Here is a 19,754-nt window from a genome sequence, read left to right on the forward strand (position 1 = left end):
ATGGAAGAAGTGGCAGCCTATCTGCGTCAGCATGCAGATGAAGAGCTGAGTCTGACCGATTTGGCTCAGTATTTCCACTATAGTCCTTCCCATCTATCCAGAACTTTCAAGAAAAAGATGGGCTTTTCTATCAAGCAATATGTGGAAGCTCTTAAGATGGAAAAAGGGATTCAGGAAATTGTGGAAGGCCGGCAAAATGTGACTGAGACCTCTATAGAAGCTGGTTATGATAGTCTAGGCAGTTTTTCCAATACTTTTAAGCGGCATACTGGACTTTCTCCTAAAAAATATTACCAGGAATCAACCAAGGCTTATGATTTTATGGTCAAACAGTTGGATGAGAAGGGAGCTTTGTTGCATCAGGATCCCGACTGTAAAAGTGGCAATCGATTGACTGTGGCGCTATCTTATCCTGAGGGGTATGAACCACGCATTAGCTGTGTCGGGCTTTTTAAAACCCGCATACCCAAAGAAGAGCCAGTTATCGGAGTAGCACTGAGTCAGAAGAGAAAGTTTACTTTTGAAAATGTACCGGATGGTCACTACTATCTTTTGGCCTGTGAATTGCTGGAGGATTTACGCCTAACTAAAAACTATGTCTTGAAGCATAACTTTCGCTGGGGCAGCGATGAGCCTCTCACTTTTTCAGGCAATAGCATCTATCAGGAGGAAATCAGCATGCGCAGGCCCTTGCCCAGCGATCCACCTATTACAGTTAATCTTCCAGTTTTAATCATGCGTTCCCTAGCCAAACAAGCGCAATTGAGAATAAGAAAATTTTTATCCTAATTGATAAACTGATACTAGAGATTTATTCTCAGATATAAAAAATTGGAGGAACAATAATGAAATTAGACGTATTTTTAAGTTTTAATGGTCAGGCTGAAGAAGCTTTTCGTTTTTATGCAGATCTTTTTCAGACAGAGATAAAGGGACTTGTCCGAGCTAGTGAGATGATGGATCCAGCAGATCTTCCTGCAGAAAAACGGGATAAGATTGCCTGGATTGCCTTAGATACGGAAAACTTAACCCTGAATGGTGAGGATGTAGGTGTTTTTAATGACCTATCTATTCCTAGCAATCATCAGCCCAATCAATGGTTGGTTCTGAGCCCAGACAGTAGAGAAGAAGCCGATGAGCTCTTTGCAAAGCTTGCTGAAGGTGGGCAAATTCTCTATCCTTTAGAGGAACAAGCTTTCGCAGAGTTTTATGGCCGCTTGATTGACCGTTTTGGTATCGGCTGGGATGTGATGAAATGAGGTAGAAGGATGGCTTATAGTGAATCCTTAGCCCAGCAAGTCCGTACCATTTTAGCTACTGAACTTCCTCCTTATGTTTTTGAAGAAGAGGTAGAAGAGAAGAAGATGTTTGGTAGCTTGGCTTTTATGGTCCGAGGTAAGATGACCGTTACTGTGAGTTCGAGAAGTCAAGAGCTCGTCATGGTACGCATCGGTAAGGAAATGGAAAAGCAGGTCCTGCCTAAAAATGGTGCCAGTGTCACAGTGATGAAAGGCAGGCTTTATCATGGCTATATTGATTTAGATGTCGAGGGACAAAAAGAATTATCTTACTGGATCAAGCTAGCCTTGTCCTACAATCAGGAGCTGACGCAGCAGGATAAAAAGTAAGAAGTACTCAGAATGAGTTTTGCTTTCTTAGAAGTTTATTCATTACCTTTTTATGAAGTTCAAATATATTCTTAGAATCTGTATTGATGAAGTTTTCAGTCGGAGAGTCTCTTCATGGATACAGGTTTTTTCGTCTTTTTCTTCCAAAAATGTTATACTAATACCAGAGTCCGTTTTGCGAATGAAGTTTATCCTTAAAAGTCTTGGAGAAAATCTAGTTTGTACCTGTATTAAGTTTTGATTTTGCATTTTCTCGCTTTCTGAAAGGCTTTTGTCGTTAGAAAGGAGCATGGTATGAGTATTTCTTTTTACATTCAGAACCGAAAGGGCTTGTTTAGCTATAAGGCGGTCGAAACACCCTTGTCTTTGGTTTCCTTGGTGGAAGGGCTGGAGGTCGTAGGCCTTGAGGGCGATAAGGCTTATCAATCCTTGGATCAGATCGGAACTTTTCTGGCTGTCTACTGGGAAGGGGCAGGCCGTGGGTTTGAAGTTTATTATCTGCCAGACCGAGAAACCTACCAGGTCCGCGTCTTGACACCATCAACGGTGGGCGACTGGAAAGGGGCTATTCTCTTCATGAGTCGTTTGGCTCAGAAGATGAAGCAGGATATTGTCGATGAATACGGCAATACTTACACGGCTGACGGGATTTTTAATATTGATTTTGAAGCGGATATTCTCTATGGTCTGAATGATGCTAGAGTTGCAGCTGCGCCTATGCATGTTTTTGAAGGCTATGCTCATGATTTGTACATGTCGCAGGAAAAACTTCTGGAACTATTCAAAGCTGAAGATCCTGTGGAGGAGTTTGGCAGGCAGATGGCCGAGATGCAGCAGGTCCAGAGTCAATTTTCTACTCCTAAGTATTATAAGGATCAGGGGGGGAAATACCTGGGTTCTTATGTTCTGGCAGAAGAAGTGGACACAGTCCTTCCGACTCAGCCCATGCCCAAGGGATACCTGATTAAAGAGATGATTGAGAGCGGTGCTAGTCAAGATATGGAATGGCATCTTCATATCCTGATAGAGGATGCCAGCAGTCCGCAGGGCTATAAATATCTGACAACAAAGGATTTAAAAGCTTTTTTGGAGAAGATTCCAGAGACTCACTGCACCTATCTGGATTCCAGTCAGATCCGGATTCAGCCACTCAATCGGCTGGAACTGGAAGCCATTTTGGATCAACTTCCCGATGGAGAACCGAAGTTTTAGCGCTAGGAAAATTTACTTTTTGAATCTTAACAGAGCTGCCAAAAGGCAGCTTTTTTAGGTCTGTCAGCAGTTCTCACAATTTTGTGACTCTTTTCGTTTTGATAACATTATTGAAAATATCTTGAAAATTTCAAAAAGAAGCTATAGAATAGAGGTCAGTTTTATAAAAAGGAGAACGAAATGAAAGAAAAACACATGTTAATCTTGGGCTGGGTGGCTACTTTTATGTCTGTTATGATGTATGTTTCCTATATTCCACAGATTATGAATAATCTAGCTGGCAATAAGGGTGACTTTATCCAGCCTTCAGTAGCTGCTCTAAACTGTACACTCTGGGTCATTTATGGTCTATTTAAAGAGAAGCGGGACATTCCTTTGGCAGCGGCTAATATGCCGGGCATCGTATTTGGCTTGATTACTGCTGCAACGGCCCTTATGTAAGATGAGATTGGGATTTATGCCCAGTCTTTTTTGTTGGAAAATCATTGGAAAAAACATTCACTTCACATGTAGCTATAGAGCCTGCCTATGGCTTTTCCTATGTAGAAAATATGCAGGCAGCGTTCAGCAGACCGCCTTTTTATGATACAATGGTAAGATGAAGTCAGCAGAGATCTGCTGGCTGTTTCATCAGGAAGAAAGGGGTAAGAGAGCAAGCCTATGATACTTGAAGAATTTGACCAAAGTCGCAAGGCCATCATCAACCCAGAAGACTTGAATGAATCCATAGAAGGTTTTCCGGAGACGGCTGTTTCCTGCTTTGCCAGAGAGACTTTTGCGCGGATTTTGGCTGATTTTGAGCATGAGCTGATTACGACGACTAGCATGGCTAATATTGAAATTCCTATCTATCGTGTTTTCGCGGATGGACGGGAACTGGCTCTCTTCAATGCACCTGTTGGAGCTTCAGCCTGTGTGGCTATTCTGGAAGACTTGATTGCTTTTGGCATGAAGAAGCTGGTGCTTTTCGGTACTTGCGGCATTTTGGATGAGGAGATTAAGGAAACGTCCGTCATTATCCCGACGGAGGCCCTGCGTGATGAGGGGACTAGCTATCACTATCAGCCAGCTAGCCGTGAGCAGGAAGTCAATCTTGGCTTGAAAGACTTTTTGACGGCTTTTCTGGATGAGCGCGGTATTTCCCACAGCAAGGGCAAGGTCTGGACGACAGACGGCATTTACCGTGAGACGGTAGCTAAACTCCGCCAGAGAAAGGCTGAGGGAGCGATCTGTGTGGATATGGAATGCTCAGCCGTAGCGGCTTTAGCAGCTTTTCGAGAGATATCCGTCTGCCAGTTCTTCTATGCAGCTGACCACTTATCTGAGGAAGCTTGGGATATGCGCAACCTAGCCAATCATGCAGACTTAGACGAAAAAGATAAGATTGCCAATCTCGCGATTCAAATCGCTCTGGCACTATAGAGAAATAAGATGAAAAAACCAATTATCCAATTTGAAGACTTTAGCTTTCAGTATCAGGCCCAGTCTGAGCCGACCCTCAAGCAGATCAATCTGACTATTTACGAGGGAGAGAAGGTTCTGATTGTCGGTCCGTCTGGCTCTGGCAAGTCAACGCTGGGCCAGTGTCTCAATGGAATTATTCCTAACATTTATAAAGGAGAGGCTGGCGGCCAGCTCTTGATTAAGGGGCAGCCAGCCTTTGAGCCCAGCATTTATGATAAGTCTAATCTTGTCAGCACGGTTTTGCAGGACACGGATGGCCAGTTTATCGGGCTTAGTGTAGCAGAAGATCTGGCCTTTGCGCTGGAAAATGACGTGATGGAGCTGTCGCTTATGCGCGAAAAAGTCAAAACCTGGTCAGAGAAGCTGGATTTAGCGGAGCTTTTGCAGCATCGGCCCCAGGATCTATCAGGCGGTCAAAAGCAGCGCGTCAGTCTGGCAGGGGTTTTGATTGACGAGAGTCCCATTCTGCTCTTTGACGAGCCCTTGGCTAATCTGGATCCAAAGTCAGGTCAGGATACCATTGATTTGATTGACCAGCTTCATCGAGATACGGGAACGACGACTCTGATTATCGAGCACCGCTTGGAAGATGTTCTTTACAGACCGGTAGACCGGCTAGTGCTTATCAATGACGGACGCATTCTCTTTGACGGACAGCCGGATGAGCTGCTCAGGACCCAGCTGCTAGCTGAAAATGGCATCCGCGAACCGCTCTACATTACGACCCTGCGCCTGCTGGGCGTTGAAGTGGAAAAGACTGAAGGATTGTCACGCTTGGATCAGTTGCAGCTGGCAGATGTGACCTTTGAGGGCAGAGACTGGTCTGACCCTGACAAAGAGCTTCAGGAGCCTTTGTTGGAGTTGGAGCATGTTTCCTTTGCTTACCAGAGCGGCGGCAAGCCTATTTTGCAGGATATCAGCCTGAAGATTTTCAAGGGAGAGCGGATAGCCATCGTTGGTAAAAATGGAGCTGGTAAGTCAACTCTGGCCAAGGCTCTCTGTCAGTTTATCGAGACTGATGGGAGCTATAGATGGAAAGGTCAGGACATCAAAGGAGACTCTATCAAGGAGCGAGCTGAGCGGATTGGCTATGTCCTGCAGAATCCCAATCAGATGATTTCGGCAGCCATGATTTTTGATGAAGTGGCTTTAGGCTTGCGCTTGCGTGGACTGGAAGAATCGGAAATCGAAGAGCGAGTCCATGCGGCTCTCAAGACCTGTGGCCTCTATGAATTCCGTAGTTGGCCGATTTCGGCCCTGTCTTTCGGCCAGAAGAAGCGGGTGACCATTGCGTCTATCTTGGTGCTGAATCCGGAGATTATCCTCTTGGATGAACCGACAGCTGGTCAGGACCAGCGCCATTATACAGAGATGATGGACTTTCTAGACGAGCTCAACCAGCAGGGACATACGATTATAATGATTACCCATGATATGCAGCTGATGCTGGATTACTCAGATCGGGCAGTGGTTGTGGTGGATGGTCAGATTTTAGCCGATAAGGCGCCTGCTCAGGTGCTGACAGATCAAGAGTTGATTTCGGCGGCTCATCTAAAAGAAACGTCAATCTTTGCTCTGGCTGAAAAAATTAGTGCCGACCCTCTGGCTTTGACCGAGTTTTATATGCGAAAAAAGGAGGACAAGCATGCTTAATCAGCGAAAATTAATCGGCTACCATGCAGGCGAGACTTTTCTTCATGGTCTGTCCGGTGCCAGCAAGATGCTGTTCTTCGTTCTGGTATCAGTGGCGGCCATGATTAGCTATGATACTCGTTTTTTGCTGGGGCTAGCCCTGCTGTCCCTTTGTCTCTTTCGGCTATCCCATATCCGCATCCGAGACATTTCATTTGTTTTGGTCTTTGCGGCATCCTTTGCTGCTCTTAACTTAGTGATGGTCTATCTTTTCGCGCCTGAGTATGGTGTCGATATCTATGGAACTAAAGATGTCCTCTGGACCGGATGGGGATCTTATAATCTAACAGCTCAGGAGCTGTTCTACCTCTTTAATCTCCTGCTCAAGTATGTTTCGACCATACCTCTGGCAGTGATTTTCCTCATGACAACCCATCCCAGTCAGTTTGCTTCCAGCCTGCATCAGCTTGGTATTTCCTATAAAATTGCTTACGCGGTCAGTCTGACGCTCCGCTATATTCCAGATTTGCAGGAAGAATTTTTCCTCATCAGGATGTCTCAGGAAGCGCGCGGGCAGGAATTATCCAAGAAAGCCAAACTTACTCAGCGCGTAAAGGGAAATCTGCAGATTATCATTCCGCTGATTTTCAGCTCACTAGAGCGTATCAACACCATTGCCACCGCCATGGAACTGCGCCGCTTTGGGAAAAATAAAAAACGAACCTGGTACACCTATCAGGCTCTGACTAAGCGAGATATGATAGTGCTGGCACTGGCAGTCGCCTTTCTATTACTCTGCTTTGCTCTCTTCGCAGTCAATCACGGTCGCTTTTATAATCCGTGGAGGTAGGAAAGGGGAATAAGAAAGTATGAAAATAAAGAGAATTAAAGACCAATATGTCCGACAGATTCAAGTTGTTTTGATTATTTATTTGGTTTGCTGTATTCTGCGGATTGCAGAATACATGATTTTGAGGACGGATCAGACATTTTGGGGAGAATCTTTTGTCCACAAACTCCTAGGGCTGGTACTTCTGGTCCCAGCTTTGCGTTTTTACGGCCTGAATTTTAAACAAATTGGCTTGGGGACAAAAAACTTGTTCCGTCGTGTTAGTCTAGGTCTAATCTGGGGAATTTTATTTTTTGCTTTAGCTTATCTGGTAGAAATCGCTGTGTTGCTCAGTCGAGGAAATTTTCTGGGGCTTGATTTCTATGTATCTGCTTATTCAGTCAATGGCAATATCGGCCAGCAGAGGGGCTTTCTTTTTCTATTGATCTGTCTGGCGGGCAATCTCATCAATGTCCTCATGGAAGAAGGAATCTTCCGTGGACTCTTTCAAAAAGTTTTTGAAAGAAAATACAGCTTTATAAAAGCAGCTCTTTTTTCCAGTCTCCTTTTTGGTTTCTGGCATATCATGGCACCCTTCAGAAGTTTGCTCGATGGGGAAATGAGCTTGACAGGCTTCTGGATTAATAGTTTGATCTTAGTTCTCACTAGTTTTCTGATTGGTCTTCAGTTTGGTCTTATGGCTAAGATGACGGGCAGTCTCTATATGGGCATGGCTGTTCATTTTGTTAATAACACAGTGGTTAATCTGCTTCATGTCCTATCAAAAAACGGAACGGATCAGCTACTTAGTCTTCGAATCACCGTGGCTCAGACCTTGTCATTTTTAGTGCTTTTAATCTACTATCAAATAAGAAAGCGGTCGCGCCATTGAGTTCTTTATACCTCAGTTTTCTTTTTGACTTATCTCAACGAAGCATTTAAAAAGCAGGCAATCACTGAATTGCTTGCTTATTTTCTTATAATGGCCTTTTATTTGGCATGCCGGCTTTGCGGGGGTATTTATTGGGTGTTTCTTTCTTCTTTTCTACCACTGTGATAAAGCGAGGGTCACCGTTTGGTAAAGCATAGCTGAGGTTGTCTTGGACCTTGCTAAAGAGTAAGTTAAGGGCATTTTTTGCTTCGTCCAGTTCCTCAGGAGCATTGGAAGCCTTGAGCGCTAGGAGCTTCCCGCCAACTTTCAGGTAGGGAATGGTCAGTTCAGACAGAACCTGCATCCGAGCGACTGCACGGGCGGTGACGAGGTCAAATTGGGCCCGAAAAGCCTTGTCCTGAGCAAAGTCTTCTGCGCGGCCATGGTAGAAGTGAACCTTGTCCAGCTCCAGCTCCTCTGCCAGCAGTTTGAGGAAGTTGATGCGTTTGTTGAGCGAGTCAATGATGGTCACATCCAGCTGAGGGCAGATGATTTTCATAGGGAGGCTAGGAAAGCCGGCCCCGGCACCGATGTCCAGCAGCTTGAGTTCTTGATTATCAATCAGGCCTTGCAAAACAGGGGCAATTGAATCATAGAAATGCTTGAGATAGACTTCATTTTTCTCGGTGATAGCTGTCAGATTGATTTTTTCATTCCATTCGACCAAGAGTTCAAAATAACGCTCAAACTGGTCTTTCTGGCGGTCGGTCAGCTCGATTCCCTGCTGGCTCAATAGCTGGTAAAATTCTTGCGGTGTCATAGTTTCATCCTTATCTGTCAGTATTCATCCTATTATATCATAAAAAGGAGACCCCGGCATTCTGCCGAAGGGCCTCTTGTCTTATATACCAATCTGATTGAGCTCCGCCAAGAGCAGCTGGCGCCGATCATCTTGATTAGTAGCTGGGTCAAAGAGAATTTCTTTTTTTATCTTGCCATCTAAAATGAGCAGAACCTTATCTGCATAGGTAGCAACGCTGGCATCATGCGTCACTAGGAGAATGCTTGCGCCCTGCTGGTGGAAGTGCTGCATGAGCTCCATAGCTTGACGGCCGGCCTGAGAGTTGAGCGCTCCTGTCGGCTCGTCAGCAAAAATGATTCGAGGCTGGTTCATGAGAGCCCGGCAGATGCCGGCTCGCTGGAGCTGGCCGCCCGATACCTGATGGATAGAGCGGTGAGCAATGTCCTTAATGCCAGTCAGAGCCATTAACTCCTTGGCTCGCTCATAGGCTGCCTTTCGCTCGCTGCTTTTCTTACCAATAATACTCGGTAGGCAGATATTGTCTAGGATATTGAGATTTTTCAGGAAGGTTGCCTGCTGGAAGACAAATCCGAAAGCCTCTCTGCGAAGGCGGTCTAAGTCCTTGTCTTTCATAGCTAGCAGGTCCTGTCCCTGATAAAGAATCTGTCCTTGGTCAGGTCTGTCAATGGTGGACAGAAGATTGAGAAGAGTGGATTTCCCGCAGCCAGACGGCCCCATGATGGCGATGAATTGGCCGCTTTCAATCTCTAGCGACAAATCACGGAGAATGGGGTCCTGATTTTCCTGATAGCTTTTGCTGAGGTTATGTGCTTCTAATAACATAGGCTTCTCCTCGGATGTAAAATAAATGCTAAGCGCTCGAAAGCTATCTGCTTAAGATTAATGTTCCTTGAGATAGCGTCCAATTTCCAGCTTGTTCAGCGCTCGGAGACTGATGTGTGCTGCTGTGAGTCCGCTAAGAAGCAGAGTCAGCGGTGTCCATAGAAAAGTAAGCGACTTATTGATGATGAGCTGGAGTTTGCTGATACCGAAGCTGCTGAGCAGCAGACTGCAGACTTCTTGCCCTAGACTAAGGAGCAGCAGGTCGGCTATTGCCAGAGCCAGCATCAAGATGAAGCAGACAGCGAGCAGGTAGTGGCTCCTGAGTCGTTCAGTGCCAAATCCCAGCATCCGATAAAGTGCCAAGTCAGCTTGGTCCTTGGTGAAAATCATATAGACAAAGAGAGTCATAAGGATGAAGACAATGCCGAGCCCTGTCCAGAAAACACTGGTCTGAATCAGGCGGAGCATGGCTAGCGTGTCATCAAAAGTCTGATGGAAAAAGTCTTCTACATCGGTTAATTTATAGTTGGAATAGCGTTTTTTCCATTCGTTGATTTTTTGAGCTTTGTTGCTAGCATCTTTAAGACGGATGGTCGTCAGACTATTGAACGTTTGCGCTTGCTTTGTCACAAAGACAGCCTTGGCGGTCTTGCCTCCGTAGGTCAGGTCTGAGTAAATACCGACTACTTTTAATTTTCTGGCTTGACCGTCTACCGTCAAGGTCAGGCTGTCTCCTACTTTTAGCTTGAGCTCTTCTGCCTTAAGCTTGGAGAGGGCAATTTCATGCTCGTTTTTAGGATAGCGGCCTTGGCTGTATTTGACTGGAAATCCCGCATGGTTTCCCAGAGTTACCCGCAACTGCTGGGTCTGACCTTGCTGGTCTTGATAGGAGAAATTCTGGCTCTGGTACTGATTGATCTCTGCGATATCCTTGTCTGCCTGCAGTTCTTTCAGAAGCTGGGCAGCCTTGGTATCAATGTCTTCAGTCTGAGAAATATCAACCAACACATCTGCCTGACCAGCTCCCAGATACTGAATGAAATTCTTGTCCATCACAGTGCTGTAGAGACTGGCTGGCAGCAGGATAAGCAGGCTAATCAAACTGACAATGAACAACATTGTCAAATAGAGTTTTTTATGATTCAGAATCGTTTTCAGAGCGAAATAGGGCCTGTCTAAGAGGGGGATAGTCGGTAATCCCATTTTGGGAGTAGAAGGAGTCTCGGTCAGACTGTTGGAAGAAGCTAATCTTAAAGCTTGGCCAGGCGTCATTTTCTTCAAAGAGCTGAGAGGCCGGGCAGTCAGCCAGAAGACCAAGAGACAGAGCAGTAGAGCCACTAGCATTTCCAAAAGATAGCTATAGAAGGGCGTCGGACTTTGCCCCATAGACAGTGCCATCTGCTTTTTAAAAGGAGAACTCAGGAGAAAGGACAGTCCCCATCCAGCGATGGTTGCTAGAGCCAGACAGAAATAATACTTGGTCAGGTAGACCCTGCTGATAAAGCTTTGGGGCAATCCCATCACCTTCATAACGGCAATCTGCTGCAGTTCTTCTTGAATCTTGGTCAAGAGGGCAAAGCGCATGCAGAGAAAGGTGATGCCAATGATAGCCACAACCAGCAGCCCCATGACTAGGATGACTAGAGCATCATTGAAGCCGTTAATCATCTTGATAGTCGGATAGGTAATCATAGGCGGTCCGTTGGACTCGAGCTCGGCATTTTTATAGGCTTGCTCGACAGCTGAGATCTGACTAAGCTTATGCACTCGAAAGGCAATCAGGTTCTCATTAGATGCAAATGCTTCTTTTTTCAGAGTCTGCAAATCAGTCTGTGAGATGAGGAAGCGTTTGGAGGAGACTAGACCGGCATTCATCTGGGCATCTCGGATAAATCCCTGGACAGTCAGCTGCAGCTTGCCGACTCTTATTTGGTCGCCGATTTTGATTTTTCCGCTATTGTAATAATAAAGGGGGATATAAACTTGCCCTGGCTGAGGCTGGGCAGGCTGGTTATTCTGATCCAGCAGAAAGTCAAAGTTTTGGTTCTGACTGGAAAAGCCATTATCCTGGGAGCTGTCCTGAAGTGAGTTTTTCTCATTGATGCGGATGGCTGATCCTTCCACATTGACAAAGTCTGTCAGCTGCCAAGAGGCAATTTCTGGATGCTGCTGGACAAAGTTTTGCAGCCGTTTTCGGTCGACGCTTCCGCTGTGCATCTGTAGCAGGTGAGGACTTTTAGCTGTTTCCACAAAGCGCTCAATCGAGCTAGTGAGACTGATGGTCAGGCGCGTGGCTGCAAAGCTCAGAGTCAGAGTCAGAAGCAGGAAAAGTCCAATGACTAGCATGCTAACTTTGTTTTCTTTTAAATCATTTTTTATCAAGCGTTGAAACATATTCCAGCTCCTTTACTGAACGTGCTCGGGAGAGCAGATAAGCACCGATGCTGATAGAGATACCGGATAGGATAAAGAGCAGACCGTAGCCTCTGCCTCCTCCAACACCGATGATTTTTCCGACAGAATTTGCCAGCCAGCCAAAGTAAGTCAGTGAGGGCTTGAAAAGAGTGTCCGCGACCCAACCCATGCCAGCATAAGCTAGCACATAGCCCAGCTGAGAAATAATCCCGATGGTCCCCCAGACCTTGCCTTGATCGGCTTTGTTAATATTGATGCGGACCAGATAGTCAATGGCTGTATTGGCGAAAGGCAGGGCAGCAAAGAGGAGAAAGCCAAAGCTGCAAATCCAGATGAAGTTTTCCTTCATTCCCAGCCCAACCATGAAGAGTCCCAGTAGAAATAGTGAGAGACAGAGCATACGATGGAAGTGCTTTTTGATAGCAAATATCCCCAGAACTAAGCCTCCTATCAGCATCCCGCTGCTGGAGATGGTCATGACCCAGCCGGCTGTTTTGGCGTCTGCGAAAGCTAGTATCAAGGGAGAAAGAAGGATTTGGACTGTTCCCAGAAAGAAGGAAAAGCCTGTTCCGGCTAGGACTAAAATCCAGATGCCTTTTTTTCCATAGACGATTTGAAAACCTTTAAGGAAATCTGCCCAGAAACGACTATCACTGCTATAAACTTGCGAATGAATGGCCCTACGAGCGAGCAAGGTGCAGGCTACTGTCACGAAAATGGTTGAAAAGTCCAGCAACAGAATCGTGCTGATATGTCCACTCGCCAAAATCATTCCAGCCAAAGCTGGTGAAATCAGATAGCGGGCAATGCCATTAATCTGGGACAAACCGGTTGCTTTTGATAACTGATCCTCCGGCAGCAAGTCGGAAATTGTAGCTCGAAAGGCTGGATTGACCAAGGCTGAAAGGAGCGAGCTAATGGCAGCTCCGATACAGATAAAAATCAAAGCAGGATTCTTCAGACTAAAGTAAATCCAGAGAACTCCTAAGCCTGACAAGCCATCTCCCAGAGCCATCAGCAATCTTCGGTCATAGCGATCTGCCAGAATTCCAGCCAGAGGAGTAGCCAAAAGACCGGGTAGGAAAGCACAAAGCGTAACAAAAGAAGAAACAGAAACCAAACCGGTCAGCTGGAATATATAAACACCTAAAGCGAAAGAAGTCATACCAGAGCCGATTTCTGAAATGAGGCTTCCTATCCAAATCAATAAAAAGAGTCTAAAGCCTGATTGTTTCATAGTTACCTCCTTATGCTTGTAATGGCATGTAAGTATAAATAGTAAATCTAGTGCTTAGCTTTCTAGCTGCTTTGTGTTTGAATCAAAGATAGAAAGGGATTGAAGTAGCCTTGCCGGCTGTGGAAAAGAGTTTCTAAAAGATAGAGAAAAGCCTGAAGTTTTTGCTGCTGTTTTTCTGGAGGTAGAGCCTGAAAACTGCTGCCAAAAACTTGAAGCGAATAAGTAAGAATCATTTCCAGACTTTCGTAGGGATAGTCAGTCTTCATATCTCCAGCGGTGATGCCGTCTTGGATGATGGGAAGTAAAATCTGAGGTGCCCGTTCAAGAAGAATTTGATTGGTCTTTTCGTGCAGGAGCGCATTTTGCGGCTGATTGAGATGCAGCAGCACTTCCTCTCCCTCTTGATGATTAAGATTCAGAGCAGCCATGCTGCCAAACAAGCGCTCTAGGACAGTTAGTTCACGATTATTGGCAAAGGCTTGAGAAGCCGTAAATGCTTGTTCAATAGTTCGCTCAATGATGGCATCCATTATCTCTTCTTTAGAAGAAAAGTAATAGTAGAGAGTACCGCGGGCGATTTGAGTCGCTTCTAAAATCTGGGAGATAGAGGTCTGGTCAAAGCCTTGCTCCATAAAAAGCTTTTGTGCGGTATCTAAGATAAAGTCTTTTTTATTAGCCATGCTTGCATCCTTTTTATTAGTAAAATTTTATTCGACCGACAGTCGGTTTATTCTTTCCTTTATCGTACATCTTTTCTAAATCCATGTCAAGAATAAAGACACTTCCACTATTTTTTGATATAATAAGTCTAATCAAAATTGAAGGAGTATATCATGACTTTTATTATTATTCTTATTATTGTCGCGGTTTTAGCGTTCTTCGTTGTTGGTGCTTACAATACCTTGGTTAAAAGCCGCATGCAGACTCAGGAAGCTTGGAGCCAGATTGATGTGCAGCTCAAGCGTCGTAATGACCTGATTCCTAACCTCTTGGAAACGGTCAAAGGCTATGGCAAGTACGAGCAGGCAACCTTGGAAAAGGTAACACAACTGCGCAACCAGGTAGCTTCAGCTGCTTCACCAGCCGAAGCCATGCAAGCCAGCGACGCCCTTTCTCGTCAGATTTCTGGAATCTTTGCAGTAGCTGAAAGCTATCCAGATCTGAAAGCAAATACCAACTACTTGAAATTGCAGGAGGAGCTGACTAATACTGAAAATAAAATCGCTTATTCTCGTCAGCTTTATAATTCAGTAACTAGCAACTACAATGTCAAGCTGGAAACTTTCCCAAGCAATATTGTTGCAGGAATCTTTGGCTTTAAAGCTGCGGACTTCCTCAAGACACCAGAAGAAGAAAAGGCTGTGCCAAAAGTTGACTTTGGCAGCACTGGACTAGGTGACTAAGATGCTATTTGATCAAATTGCCAGCAATAAAAGGAGGACTTGGCTCCTCCTTATCGCTTTTTTCGGTCTCTTGGCTCTCCTTGGAGCAGCTATTGGCTATCTCTGGCTGCGGTCTGCTGTAGGTGGTATCTTGCTAGCCTTGATTATCGGAGCTATTTATGCCGGAGTGATGATTTTTCAGTCTACAGAGGTTGTCATGGCGATGAACGGAGCTCGCGAGGTCTCTGAGCAGGAAGCGCCCGAACTCTATCATATTGTTCAAGATATGGCCATGGTCGCTCAGATTCCTATGCCGCGTGTCTATATCGTAGAGGATCCCTCTCCCAATGCTTTTGCGACCGGATCTAAGCCTGAAAATGCAGCTGTCGCAGCAACGACGGGTATCTTGCAAATCATGAATCGTGAGGAGCTTGAGGGAGTGATAGGCCATGAAGTCAGTCATATTCGCAATTACGATATCCGAATTTCAACGATTGCTGTGGCTTTGGCCAGTGCTATTACTATGTTGTCTAGCCTAGCTGGCCGTATGATGTGGTTTGGTGGCGGCCGGCGCAGTAGTAATGATCGAGATAACGATAGTGGTTTGGGAATTATTCTCCTTATCGTATCACTGATTGCCATCATTCTGGCACCTTTGGCAGCTACCTTAGTGCAGTTGGCCATTTCTCGTCAACGGGAGTTTCTGGCTGATGCTTCCAGTGTAGAGCTGACCCGCAATCCGCAAGGGATGATTAATGCCCTACTTAAGCTGGATCGCAGCGAGCCTATGGAGCATCATGTCGATGATGCCAGTGCAGCTCTCTATATCAGCGACCCCAAAAAAGAAGGCAGTCTGAAGAAACTCTTCTATACGCACCCTCCTATCTCAGAACGGGTGGAGCGCTTGAGGCATATGTAAAAGCTGGGAGAAATCTCAGTTTTTTTATTGTTTGTGCTATAATGATAGGCGAATAATATAGTAAGTAGGAAATATAATGAAAAAACTAAAAGCCTCTAAAGATTTATTTGCAATTTTTTATATTGTTAATTGGATTTTGTCTATAATAATAGCCCCTTTGGGTGGCTATGCAGTTATAGTTCTAATGCTATCTACTATAGAATTTCTGAGTTCAGGCAAGACAAGCATATTAATGCAGTTTATGATGTTTAGTATGATTTTTAAGTGTGTTGTTCTGATCTATCTGTTTATTTATCTGATTTTGAGCTTTCGTTCGCTGATTCAGAGTATAAAGACAAGCAAGGACTCGCTTCATCTGGCTCCAATCAGTTTAATTCTGGCTCTGTTGCTTCAGCTATTTCCATTCATCTCCGCTTTGAAAGATACGCGAACCATAGAACCTTATCGCTGGTTGATAGGGGTTGTGCCACTATGCTCGATTTTGTCTTTCCTAAGCTATCTTTACGCTCGGTATGGACTCAAAGGACAAAGAAAGAAGGCACTGCTCTGGGCAGGGCATGTAGTTAATGGAGTGCTAATTTTGCTCATGATTGTAGCTTTTTTTCAGCCTATCATTCCCCAACTAACACGAACCAGCCGAGTTCTCAGCAGCTTGGAGCAGGAGTACAAAAAGCGAGGTATGGATGCTAAGGTAGAGACTGTACCAAGTGGATACGGGGAAGAAGATTCGAATAATCCAGACTTTAATGATATATACCCAATTGGGAAATTTAAAGTAACTATTGGCAAGCATTCTTTTTATGAAGAAGTTCGAGTCAATAAGGCGGGAGGCATTGAAGAAGCTGCGTTTATTGATCCGAAAACAACTCCTTCTCCCATCCTGCGAGTTATTCTCCAAAAGGAAAATAGTCAAGAAAATCTAATCAAAACGAAAGAAAATGTAGAAAAAAGTCTAGATAATATAGATGAGAGTGTTAATATCATTCCTCATTATGGGAATACAGAGGTTTCTGTAGAGTACATAACTAATCCTAAGCGCTCAAAACCCAAGAGCTTTGAGGAAAAAGATTTCAAGTTAAATTCTATCTTTGATCTTACTGATGAGAAATTGCTAGAAAAAGAAGATATTTGGATCAGTATTAGAATTGAGCTGAATCTGAAGCAAAGACTCTTTGCTTCAGATTCAGGAGAAAAATTCTTACATGATATGGACTATTCCCTCTTTCAGACAGGAAACTATGTCTTTGAGATAGAGGAGACAGACAAGGATAATGTTACTAGCAAAAAGCAATTTTTTGCTAAAATTAAGGACGGAAAGTTAGTCCAGTTAAACAAGAACGACAGTGACCAAGACTTGACTGAAGGGTCAGTATCATTGCTAGAATACTCTTATCGTGGTAGTATAGGCTATTCCATAGACGAAGGGTATGACCACATGGTTGATTGGCCTGATTGATACAGAAAGGAATAGAAGAGGGGGAATTTTATGATTCTATTCCCTCTTTTTTTAGGCAAATCTATTTTAGTTCATTAGGCAGATTCATTTTACTTCCTTTCATTCATGTCTAAAAAGATGTTTACTCAGATTGTGTTACAGTTTTATTTCAGTCATCCATGAACCTCAGATTATCCAAGTTTATTTTTGTATAAGTAAGGAGGCTAGATTTAAAAAGCTAGTGTTTTCAAGTTGTCAGGTTGAACCCTTCTGAGAATCTTATAAAATCAATATTTTCTTGAAAACCATAAAACTTTCAGAAAAAATCACTATATTGAGTATTCCTATCTTTCAAATTAATCTATTTGTATTATTTCGAAATATAAAGTAATTTTTTTGTAACACATTCGAAATATATTACTAGTATATTAAATTTAGTAAAAAATTTTATTGCATATATGAAACCGAGGGCTCAATATGTTGAAAACATTTGGAAAAATTTTCAAAGTCATTAGAGAATCAAAAAACATGTCTCTTAAAGAGGCGGCAGCCGGAGATATTTCAGTGGCTCAGCTGTCTCGTTTTGAGCGGGGAGTCAGTGGTATTACGCTTGATTCTTTCTATTGCTGCTTAAAGAATATGGCTGTTTCTCTAGACGAATTTCAGTATGTTTACCATAACTACATTGAGGCAGATGATGCGCTTTTCTCAAAAAAAGTAGCTGATGCTTATCAGGAAAACAATGTCGTCAAGCTCCAAAGTATATTGGCTAGCTCAGAAGCTTTGGCTAAAAAGTTCCCTGAGAAGAAGAACTATAGGCTTAATACAATTGTTGTTAGAGCAGTATTGTCTTCCTGCAGTCCAGATTTTCAGATTAGCAAGAAAGATGTAGAATTTCTGACCGATTATCTCTTTTCCGTTGAGGAGTGGGGGCGTTATGAGCTCTGGCTCTTTACTAATAGTGTGGATCTATTGACCTTGGAAACACTGGAGACCTTTGCTAGTGAGATGATTAACCGCACCCAGTTTTATAATAATCTACCGGAGAATCGCCGGCGTATTATCAAGATGCTGCTTAATGTTATCAGTGTCTGCATAGAGAGTAATCATTTGCTGGTTGCTATGAGATTCCTCAATTATCTTGACCATTCTAAAATCCCTGAGACAGATCTTTATGATCGGATGCTGATTAAGTATCATAGGGCTCTTTATTCTTACAAGGTTGGGAATAGCTATGCTCTGAGTGATATTGAGGAGTGCTTATCTTTCTTGGAATTTTTAGATTCCTTCGGTGTTGCCCAGAAGCTCAAAGCTCAGTTTGAAAGAATTTGCCGTTCACAGTTGCAGATGTGCAAATAAAATAGACTCATTTCTAAAAATATACTAGAATAAGAGTATAACTTTATACCAAATTCAGAAGGAGGTTTTATGATGGAGAAAAAAATTCATTATAAGATGCATAAAGTTAAGAAGAACTGGGTAGCCATCGGTGTGACTACCTTAGCACTTATCGTAGCACCAAAAGTACTTGGTCTCGAAGCAGGTCTTGTCCACGCTGATGATGTTAAGCAGGTGGCAGTTCAAGAACCAGCTGCAGCTCAGGATAGTGGCTCAGGGCAGCCAGTTCAAGTACAAGCTAACTCAGCTTCTCAGCTGGAAGCAGAAAAAGCAACTTCTGCAGACAAGGTGACTGATGCTGCTGTAGCCAGTGAAAAAACTGCTAAAACTGCAGCAAATACGGAAGCAGCGGTTCAAACAGATGCTCAAGAGCCAGCTAAGCCGGCAGTAGCAGAAGCAGCAACTACAGAAAAAGCAGCCGTTGCTGAAGAAGCAAAAGCAGCTAATGCAACATCAGAAACTGCTAAACCGGAAGCAGCTGGTCAGGATAGACAAGCAAGTCCCGCAACTGCTGACAAACAAGCAAAGAAGACTGTTACAGACAAGATAGTTGCAAATCCAAAGGTTGCAAAGAAAGATCGCTTGCCAGAACCGGCTCAAAGACAGGGAGCGATAGCTGAAAGAATGGTGGCTGCTCAAGCCCAAGCAGCGCCTGTTAATACTGAGCATGATGATGATGTCTTATCTCACATCAAGACGATTGATGGTAAGAAATACTATGTTCAGGACGACGGTACAGTTAAAAAGAATTTCGCTGTTGAGCTCAATGGAAAAATTCTTTATTTCGATGCAGAGACTGGAGCACTGATTGATTCAGCTGAGTATCAATTCCAGCAAGGTACTAGCAGTCTCAATAATGAATTCACTCAAAAGAATGCCTTCCATGGCACTACGGAAAAGGATATTGAAACAGTTGACGGCTACCTGACAGCAGATAGCTGGTATCGTCCAAAGTTCATCTTGAAAGACGGAAAAACTTGGATTGCCTCAACAGAAACAGACCTACGTCCGCTTTTGATGGCTTGGTGGCCTGATAAGCAAACGCAGGTTAGCTATCTCAACTATATGAACCAGCAAGGTCTGGGAGCAGGAGCTTTTGAAAACAAAGTGGAACAAGCTATCCTGACAGGTGCTTCTAAGCAGGTTCAGCGCAAAATTGAAGAAAGAATCGGTAAAGAAGGCGATACTAAATGGCTGAGAACACTGATGGGCTCATTTGTCAAAACTCAGCCAAACTGGAACATCAAGACAGAGTCTGAAACAACCGGTACTAATAAGGACCACTTGCAAGGCGGAGCTCTGCTTTATACTAATAGTGACAAGACTTCTCATGCTAATTCTAAGTACCGCATCCTTAACCGCACACCTACCAACCAAACTGGTACACCTAAGTACTTCATTGACAAGTCAACTGGTGGTTATGAGTTCCTGCTAGCTAACGACTTTGATAACTCTAATCCAGCTGTTCAGGCTGAGCAACTCAACTGGCTGCACTTTATGATGAACTTCGGTAGCATCGTAGCCAATGATCCGACTGCTAACTTTGACGGAGTCCGTGTCGATGCGGTAGACAACGTCAATGCAGACTTGCTCCAAATTGCTTCTGATTACTTCAAGTCTCGCTACAAGGTTGGAGAAAGTGAAGAAGAAGCCATCAAGCATTTGTCTATCTTGGAAGCTTGGTCTG

Annotated in this window: 19 protein-coding genes; 14 read left to right on the plus strand and 5 right to left on the minus strand. The window is 44.0% G+C overall.

Annotated features, from left to right (window positions below; genetic code table 11):
* From RP262_RS10495 to RP262_RS10535, 9 genes are all read left to right on the plus strand, one after another.
* Nucleotides 1-789: AraC family transcriptional regulator (locus tag RP262_RS10495; protein WP_311155109.1), on the plus strand; the 789-nt coding region annotated here is incomplete at its 5' end.
* Nucleotides 790-845: 56 nt separating this feature from the next.
* Nucleotides 846-1,259 (plus strand): VOC family protein, encoded by a 414-nt coding sequence (locus RP262_RS10500; protein WP_125336493.1) that lies wholly within the window; start codon nt 846-848, stop codon nt 1,257-1,259.
* Between the two features lie 9 nt (nt 1,260-1,268).
* Nucleotides 1,269-1,628, plus strand: coding sequence for a TfoX/Sxy family protein (locus RP262_RS10505; protein WP_311155110.1), 360 nt, complete (start codon nt 1,269-1,271; stop codon nt 1,626-1,628).
* A 294-nt stretch (nt 1,629-1,922) separates the two neighbouring features.
* Nucleotides 1,923-2,840, plus strand: a complete 918-nt coding sequence (locus RP262_RS10510; RefSeq protein ID WP_311155111.1) for a DUF4299 family protein — start codon at nt 1,923-1,925, stop codon at nt 2,838-2,840.
* A 180-nt stretch (nt 2,841-3,020) separates the two neighbouring features.
* A complete protein-coding gene (locus tag RP262_RS10515) occupies nt 3,021-3,281 on the plus strand; it encodes a SemiSWEET family transporter (protein WP_002898091.1) in 261 nt (86 codons plus the stop codon).
* A 219-nt stretch (nt 3,282-3,500) separates the two neighbouring features.
* Nucleotides 3,501-4,262, plus strand: coding sequence for a nucleoside phosphorylase (locus RP262_RS10520; protein WP_311155112.1), 762 nt, complete (start codon nt 3,501-3,503; stop codon nt 4,260-4,262).
* 9 nt (nt 4,263-4,271) lie between these two features.
* A complete protein-coding gene (locus RP262_RS10525; RefSeq protein WP_311155113.1) occupies nt 4,272-5,957 on the plus strand; it encodes an ABC transporter ATP-binding protein in 1,686 nt (561 codons plus the stop codon).
* The gene (locus tag RP262_RS10530) at nt 5,950-6,786 is read left to right on the plus strand and encodes an energy-coupling factor transporter transmembrane component T (RefSeq protein ID WP_311155114.1); all 837 of its coding nucleotides are present in this window, start codon (nt 5,950-5,952) and stop codon (nt 6,784-6,786) included. The genes RP262_RS10525 and RP262_RS10530 overlap by 8 nt, the downstream gene beginning before the upstream one ends.
* 19 nt (nt 6,787-6,805) lie before the next feature.
* The gene (locus tag RP262_RS10535; protein ID WP_311155115.1) at nt 6,806-7,657 is read left to right on the plus strand and encodes a CPBP family intramembrane glutamic endopeptidase; all 852 of its coding nucleotides are present in this window, start codon (nt 6,806-6,808) and stop codon (nt 7,655-7,657) included.
* 85 nt (nt 7,658-7,742) lie between these two features.
* Here RP262_RS10535 and rsmG read toward each other — a convergent pair whose 3' ends face one another.
* The 5 genes from rsmG to RP262_RS10560 form a co-directional block, all read right to left on the minus strand.
* Complete coding sequence (gene rsmG, locus RP262_RS10540; protein WP_060553000.1) at nt 7,743-8,456, minus strand: 16S rRNA (guanine(527)-N(7))-methyltransferase RsmG; 714 nt, start codon at nt 8,454-8,456, stop codon at nt 7,743-7,745.
* A gap of 81 nt (nt 8,457-8,537) precedes the next feature.
* Nucleotides 8,538-9,281: an ABC transporter ATP-binding protein gene (locus RP262_RS10545; protein ID WP_311155116.1), complete on the minus strand. Its 744-nt coding sequence runs from the start codon at nt 9,279-9,281 to the stop codon at nt 8,538-8,540.
* Nucleotides 9,282-9,338: 57 nt separating this feature from the next.
* On the minus strand, nt 9,339-11,675 hold the full coding sequence (locus RP262_RS10550; protein WP_311155117.1) for an FtsX-like permease family protein: 2,337 nt from the start codon (nt 11,673-11,675) through the stop codon (nt 9,339-9,341).
* Nucleotides 11,650-12,933 carry an MFS transporter gene (locus tag RP262_RS10555; protein WP_311155118.1) on the minus strand — a complete coding sequence of 428 codons (1,284 nt, stop codon included), beginning with the start codon at nt 12,931-12,933 and terminating at the stop codon, nt 11,650-11,652. The genes RP262_RS10550 and RP262_RS10555 overlap by 26 nt, the downstream gene beginning before the upstream one ends.
* 62 nt (nt 12,934-12,995) lie before the next feature.
* Nucleotides 12,996-13,613 (minus strand): TetR/AcrR family transcriptional regulator, encoded by a 618-nt coding sequence (locus tag RP262_RS10560; RefSeq protein WP_311155119.1) that lies wholly within the window; start codon nt 13,611-13,613, stop codon nt 12,996-12,998.
* Nucleotides 13,614-13,766: 153 nt separating this feature from the next.
* Here RP262_RS10560 and RP262_RS10565 point away from each other — a divergent pair, with 153 nt between their 5' ends.
* From RP262_RS10565 to RP262_RS10585, 5 genes are all read left to right on the plus strand, one after another.
* Nucleotides 13,767-14,336, plus strand: a complete 570-nt coding sequence (locus RP262_RS10565) for a LemA family protein (RefSeq protein ID WP_002898080.1) — start codon at nt 13,767-13,769, stop codon at nt 14,334-14,336.
* 1 nt (nt 14,337) lies between these two features.
* Entirely contained in the window at nt 14,338-15,234 is an 897-nt protein-coding gene (gene htpX / locus RP262_RS10570) for a zinc metalloprotease HtpX (protein ID WP_311155120.1), read from the plus strand.
* 76 nt (nt 15,235-15,310) lie between these two features.
* Entirely contained in the window at nt 15,311-16,690 is a 1,380-nt protein-coding gene (locus RP262_RS10575) for an ABC transporter permease (protein WP_311155121.1), read from the plus strand.
* Nucleotides 16,691-17,146: 456 nt separating this feature from the next.
* Nucleotides 17,147-18,028 (plus strand): helix-turn-helix domain-containing protein, encoded by an 882-nt coding sequence (locus RP262_RS10580; RefSeq protein WP_311155122.1) that lies wholly within the window; start codon nt 17,147-17,149, stop codon nt 18,026-18,028.
* A 69-nt stretch (nt 18,029-18,097) separates the two neighbouring features.
* A partial coding sequence (locus tag RP262_RS10585; RefSeq protein WP_311155123.1) for a glycoside hydrolase family 70 protein occupies nt 18,098-19,754 on the plus strand: 1,657 nt, incomplete at its 3' end.

Source organism: uncultured Streptococcus sp., from assembly GCF_963456385.1.
Taxonomy (GTDB): Bacteria; Bacillota; Bacilli; order Lactobacillales; family Streptococcaceae; genus Streptococcus.

Bases quoted from the DNA above. Each gene is read 5' to 3' on its own strand.
- RP262_RS10505 (WP_311155110.1), top strand. From the start codon at position 1,269: ATGGCTTATAGTGAATCCTTAGCCCAGCAAGTCCGTACCATTTTAGCT.
- RP262_RS10545 (WP_311155116.1), bottom strand. From the start codon at position 9,281: ATGTTATTAGAAGCACATAACCTCAGCAAAAGCTATCAGGAAAATCAG.
- RP262_RS10535 (WP_311155115.1), top strand. From the start codon at position 6,806: ATGAAAATAAAGAGAATTAAAGACCAATATGTCCGACAGATTCAAGTT.
- rsmG (WP_060553000.1), bottom strand. From the start codon at position 8,456: ATGACACCGCAAGAATTTTACCAGCTATTGAGCCAGCAGGGAATCGAG.
- RP262_RS10530 (WP_311155114.1), top strand. From the start codon at position 5,950: ATGCTTAATCAGCGAAAATTAATCGGCTACCATGCAGGCGAGACTTTT.
- RP262_RS10575 (WP_311155121.1), top strand. From the start codon at position 15,311: ATGAAAAAACTAAAAGCCTCTAAAGATTTATTTGCAATTTTTTATATT.
- RP262_RS10500 (WP_125336493.1), top strand. From the start codon at position 846: ATGAAATTAGACGTATTTTTAAGTTTTAATGGTCAGGCTGAAGAAGCT.
- RP262_RS10515 (WP_002898091.1), top strand. From the start codon at position 3,021: ATGAAAGAAAAACACATGTTAATCTTGGGCTGGGTGGCTACTTTTATG.
- RP262_RS10580 (WP_311155122.1), top strand. From the start codon at position 17,147: ATGTTGAAAACATTTGGAAAAATTTTCAAAGTCATTAGAGAATCAAAA.
- RP262_RS10550 (WP_311155117.1), bottom strand. From the start codon at position 11,675: ATGTTTCAACGCTTGATAAAAAATGATTTAAAAGAAAACAAAGTTAGC.
- RP262_RS10525 (WP_311155113.1), top strand. From the start codon at position 4,272: ATGAAAAAACCAATTATCCAATTTGAAGACTTTAGCTTTCAGTATCAG.
- RP262_RS10555 (WP_311155118.1), bottom strand. From the start codon at position 12,933: ATGAAACAATCAGGCTTTAGACTCTTTTTATTGATTTGGATAGGAAGC.
- RP262_RS10560 (WP_311155119.1), bottom strand. From the start codon at position 13,613: ATGGCTAATAAAAAAGACTTTATCTTAGATACCGCACAAAAGCTTTTT.
- RP262_RS10565 (WP_002898080.1), top strand. From the start codon at position 13,767: ATGACTTTTATTATTATTCTTATTATTGTCGCGGTTTTAGCGTTCTTC.
- htpX (WP_311155120.1), top strand. From the start codon at position 14,338: ATGCTATTTGATCAAATTGCCAGCAATAAAAGGAGGACTTGGCTCCTC.
- RP262_RS10510 (WP_311155111.1), top strand. From the start codon at position 1,923: ATGAGTATTTCTTTTTACATTCAGAACCGAAAGGGCTTGTTTAGCTAT.
- RP262_RS10520 (WP_311155112.1), top strand. From the start codon at position 3,501: ATGATACTTGAAGAATTTGACCAAAGTCGCAAGGCCATCATCAACCCA.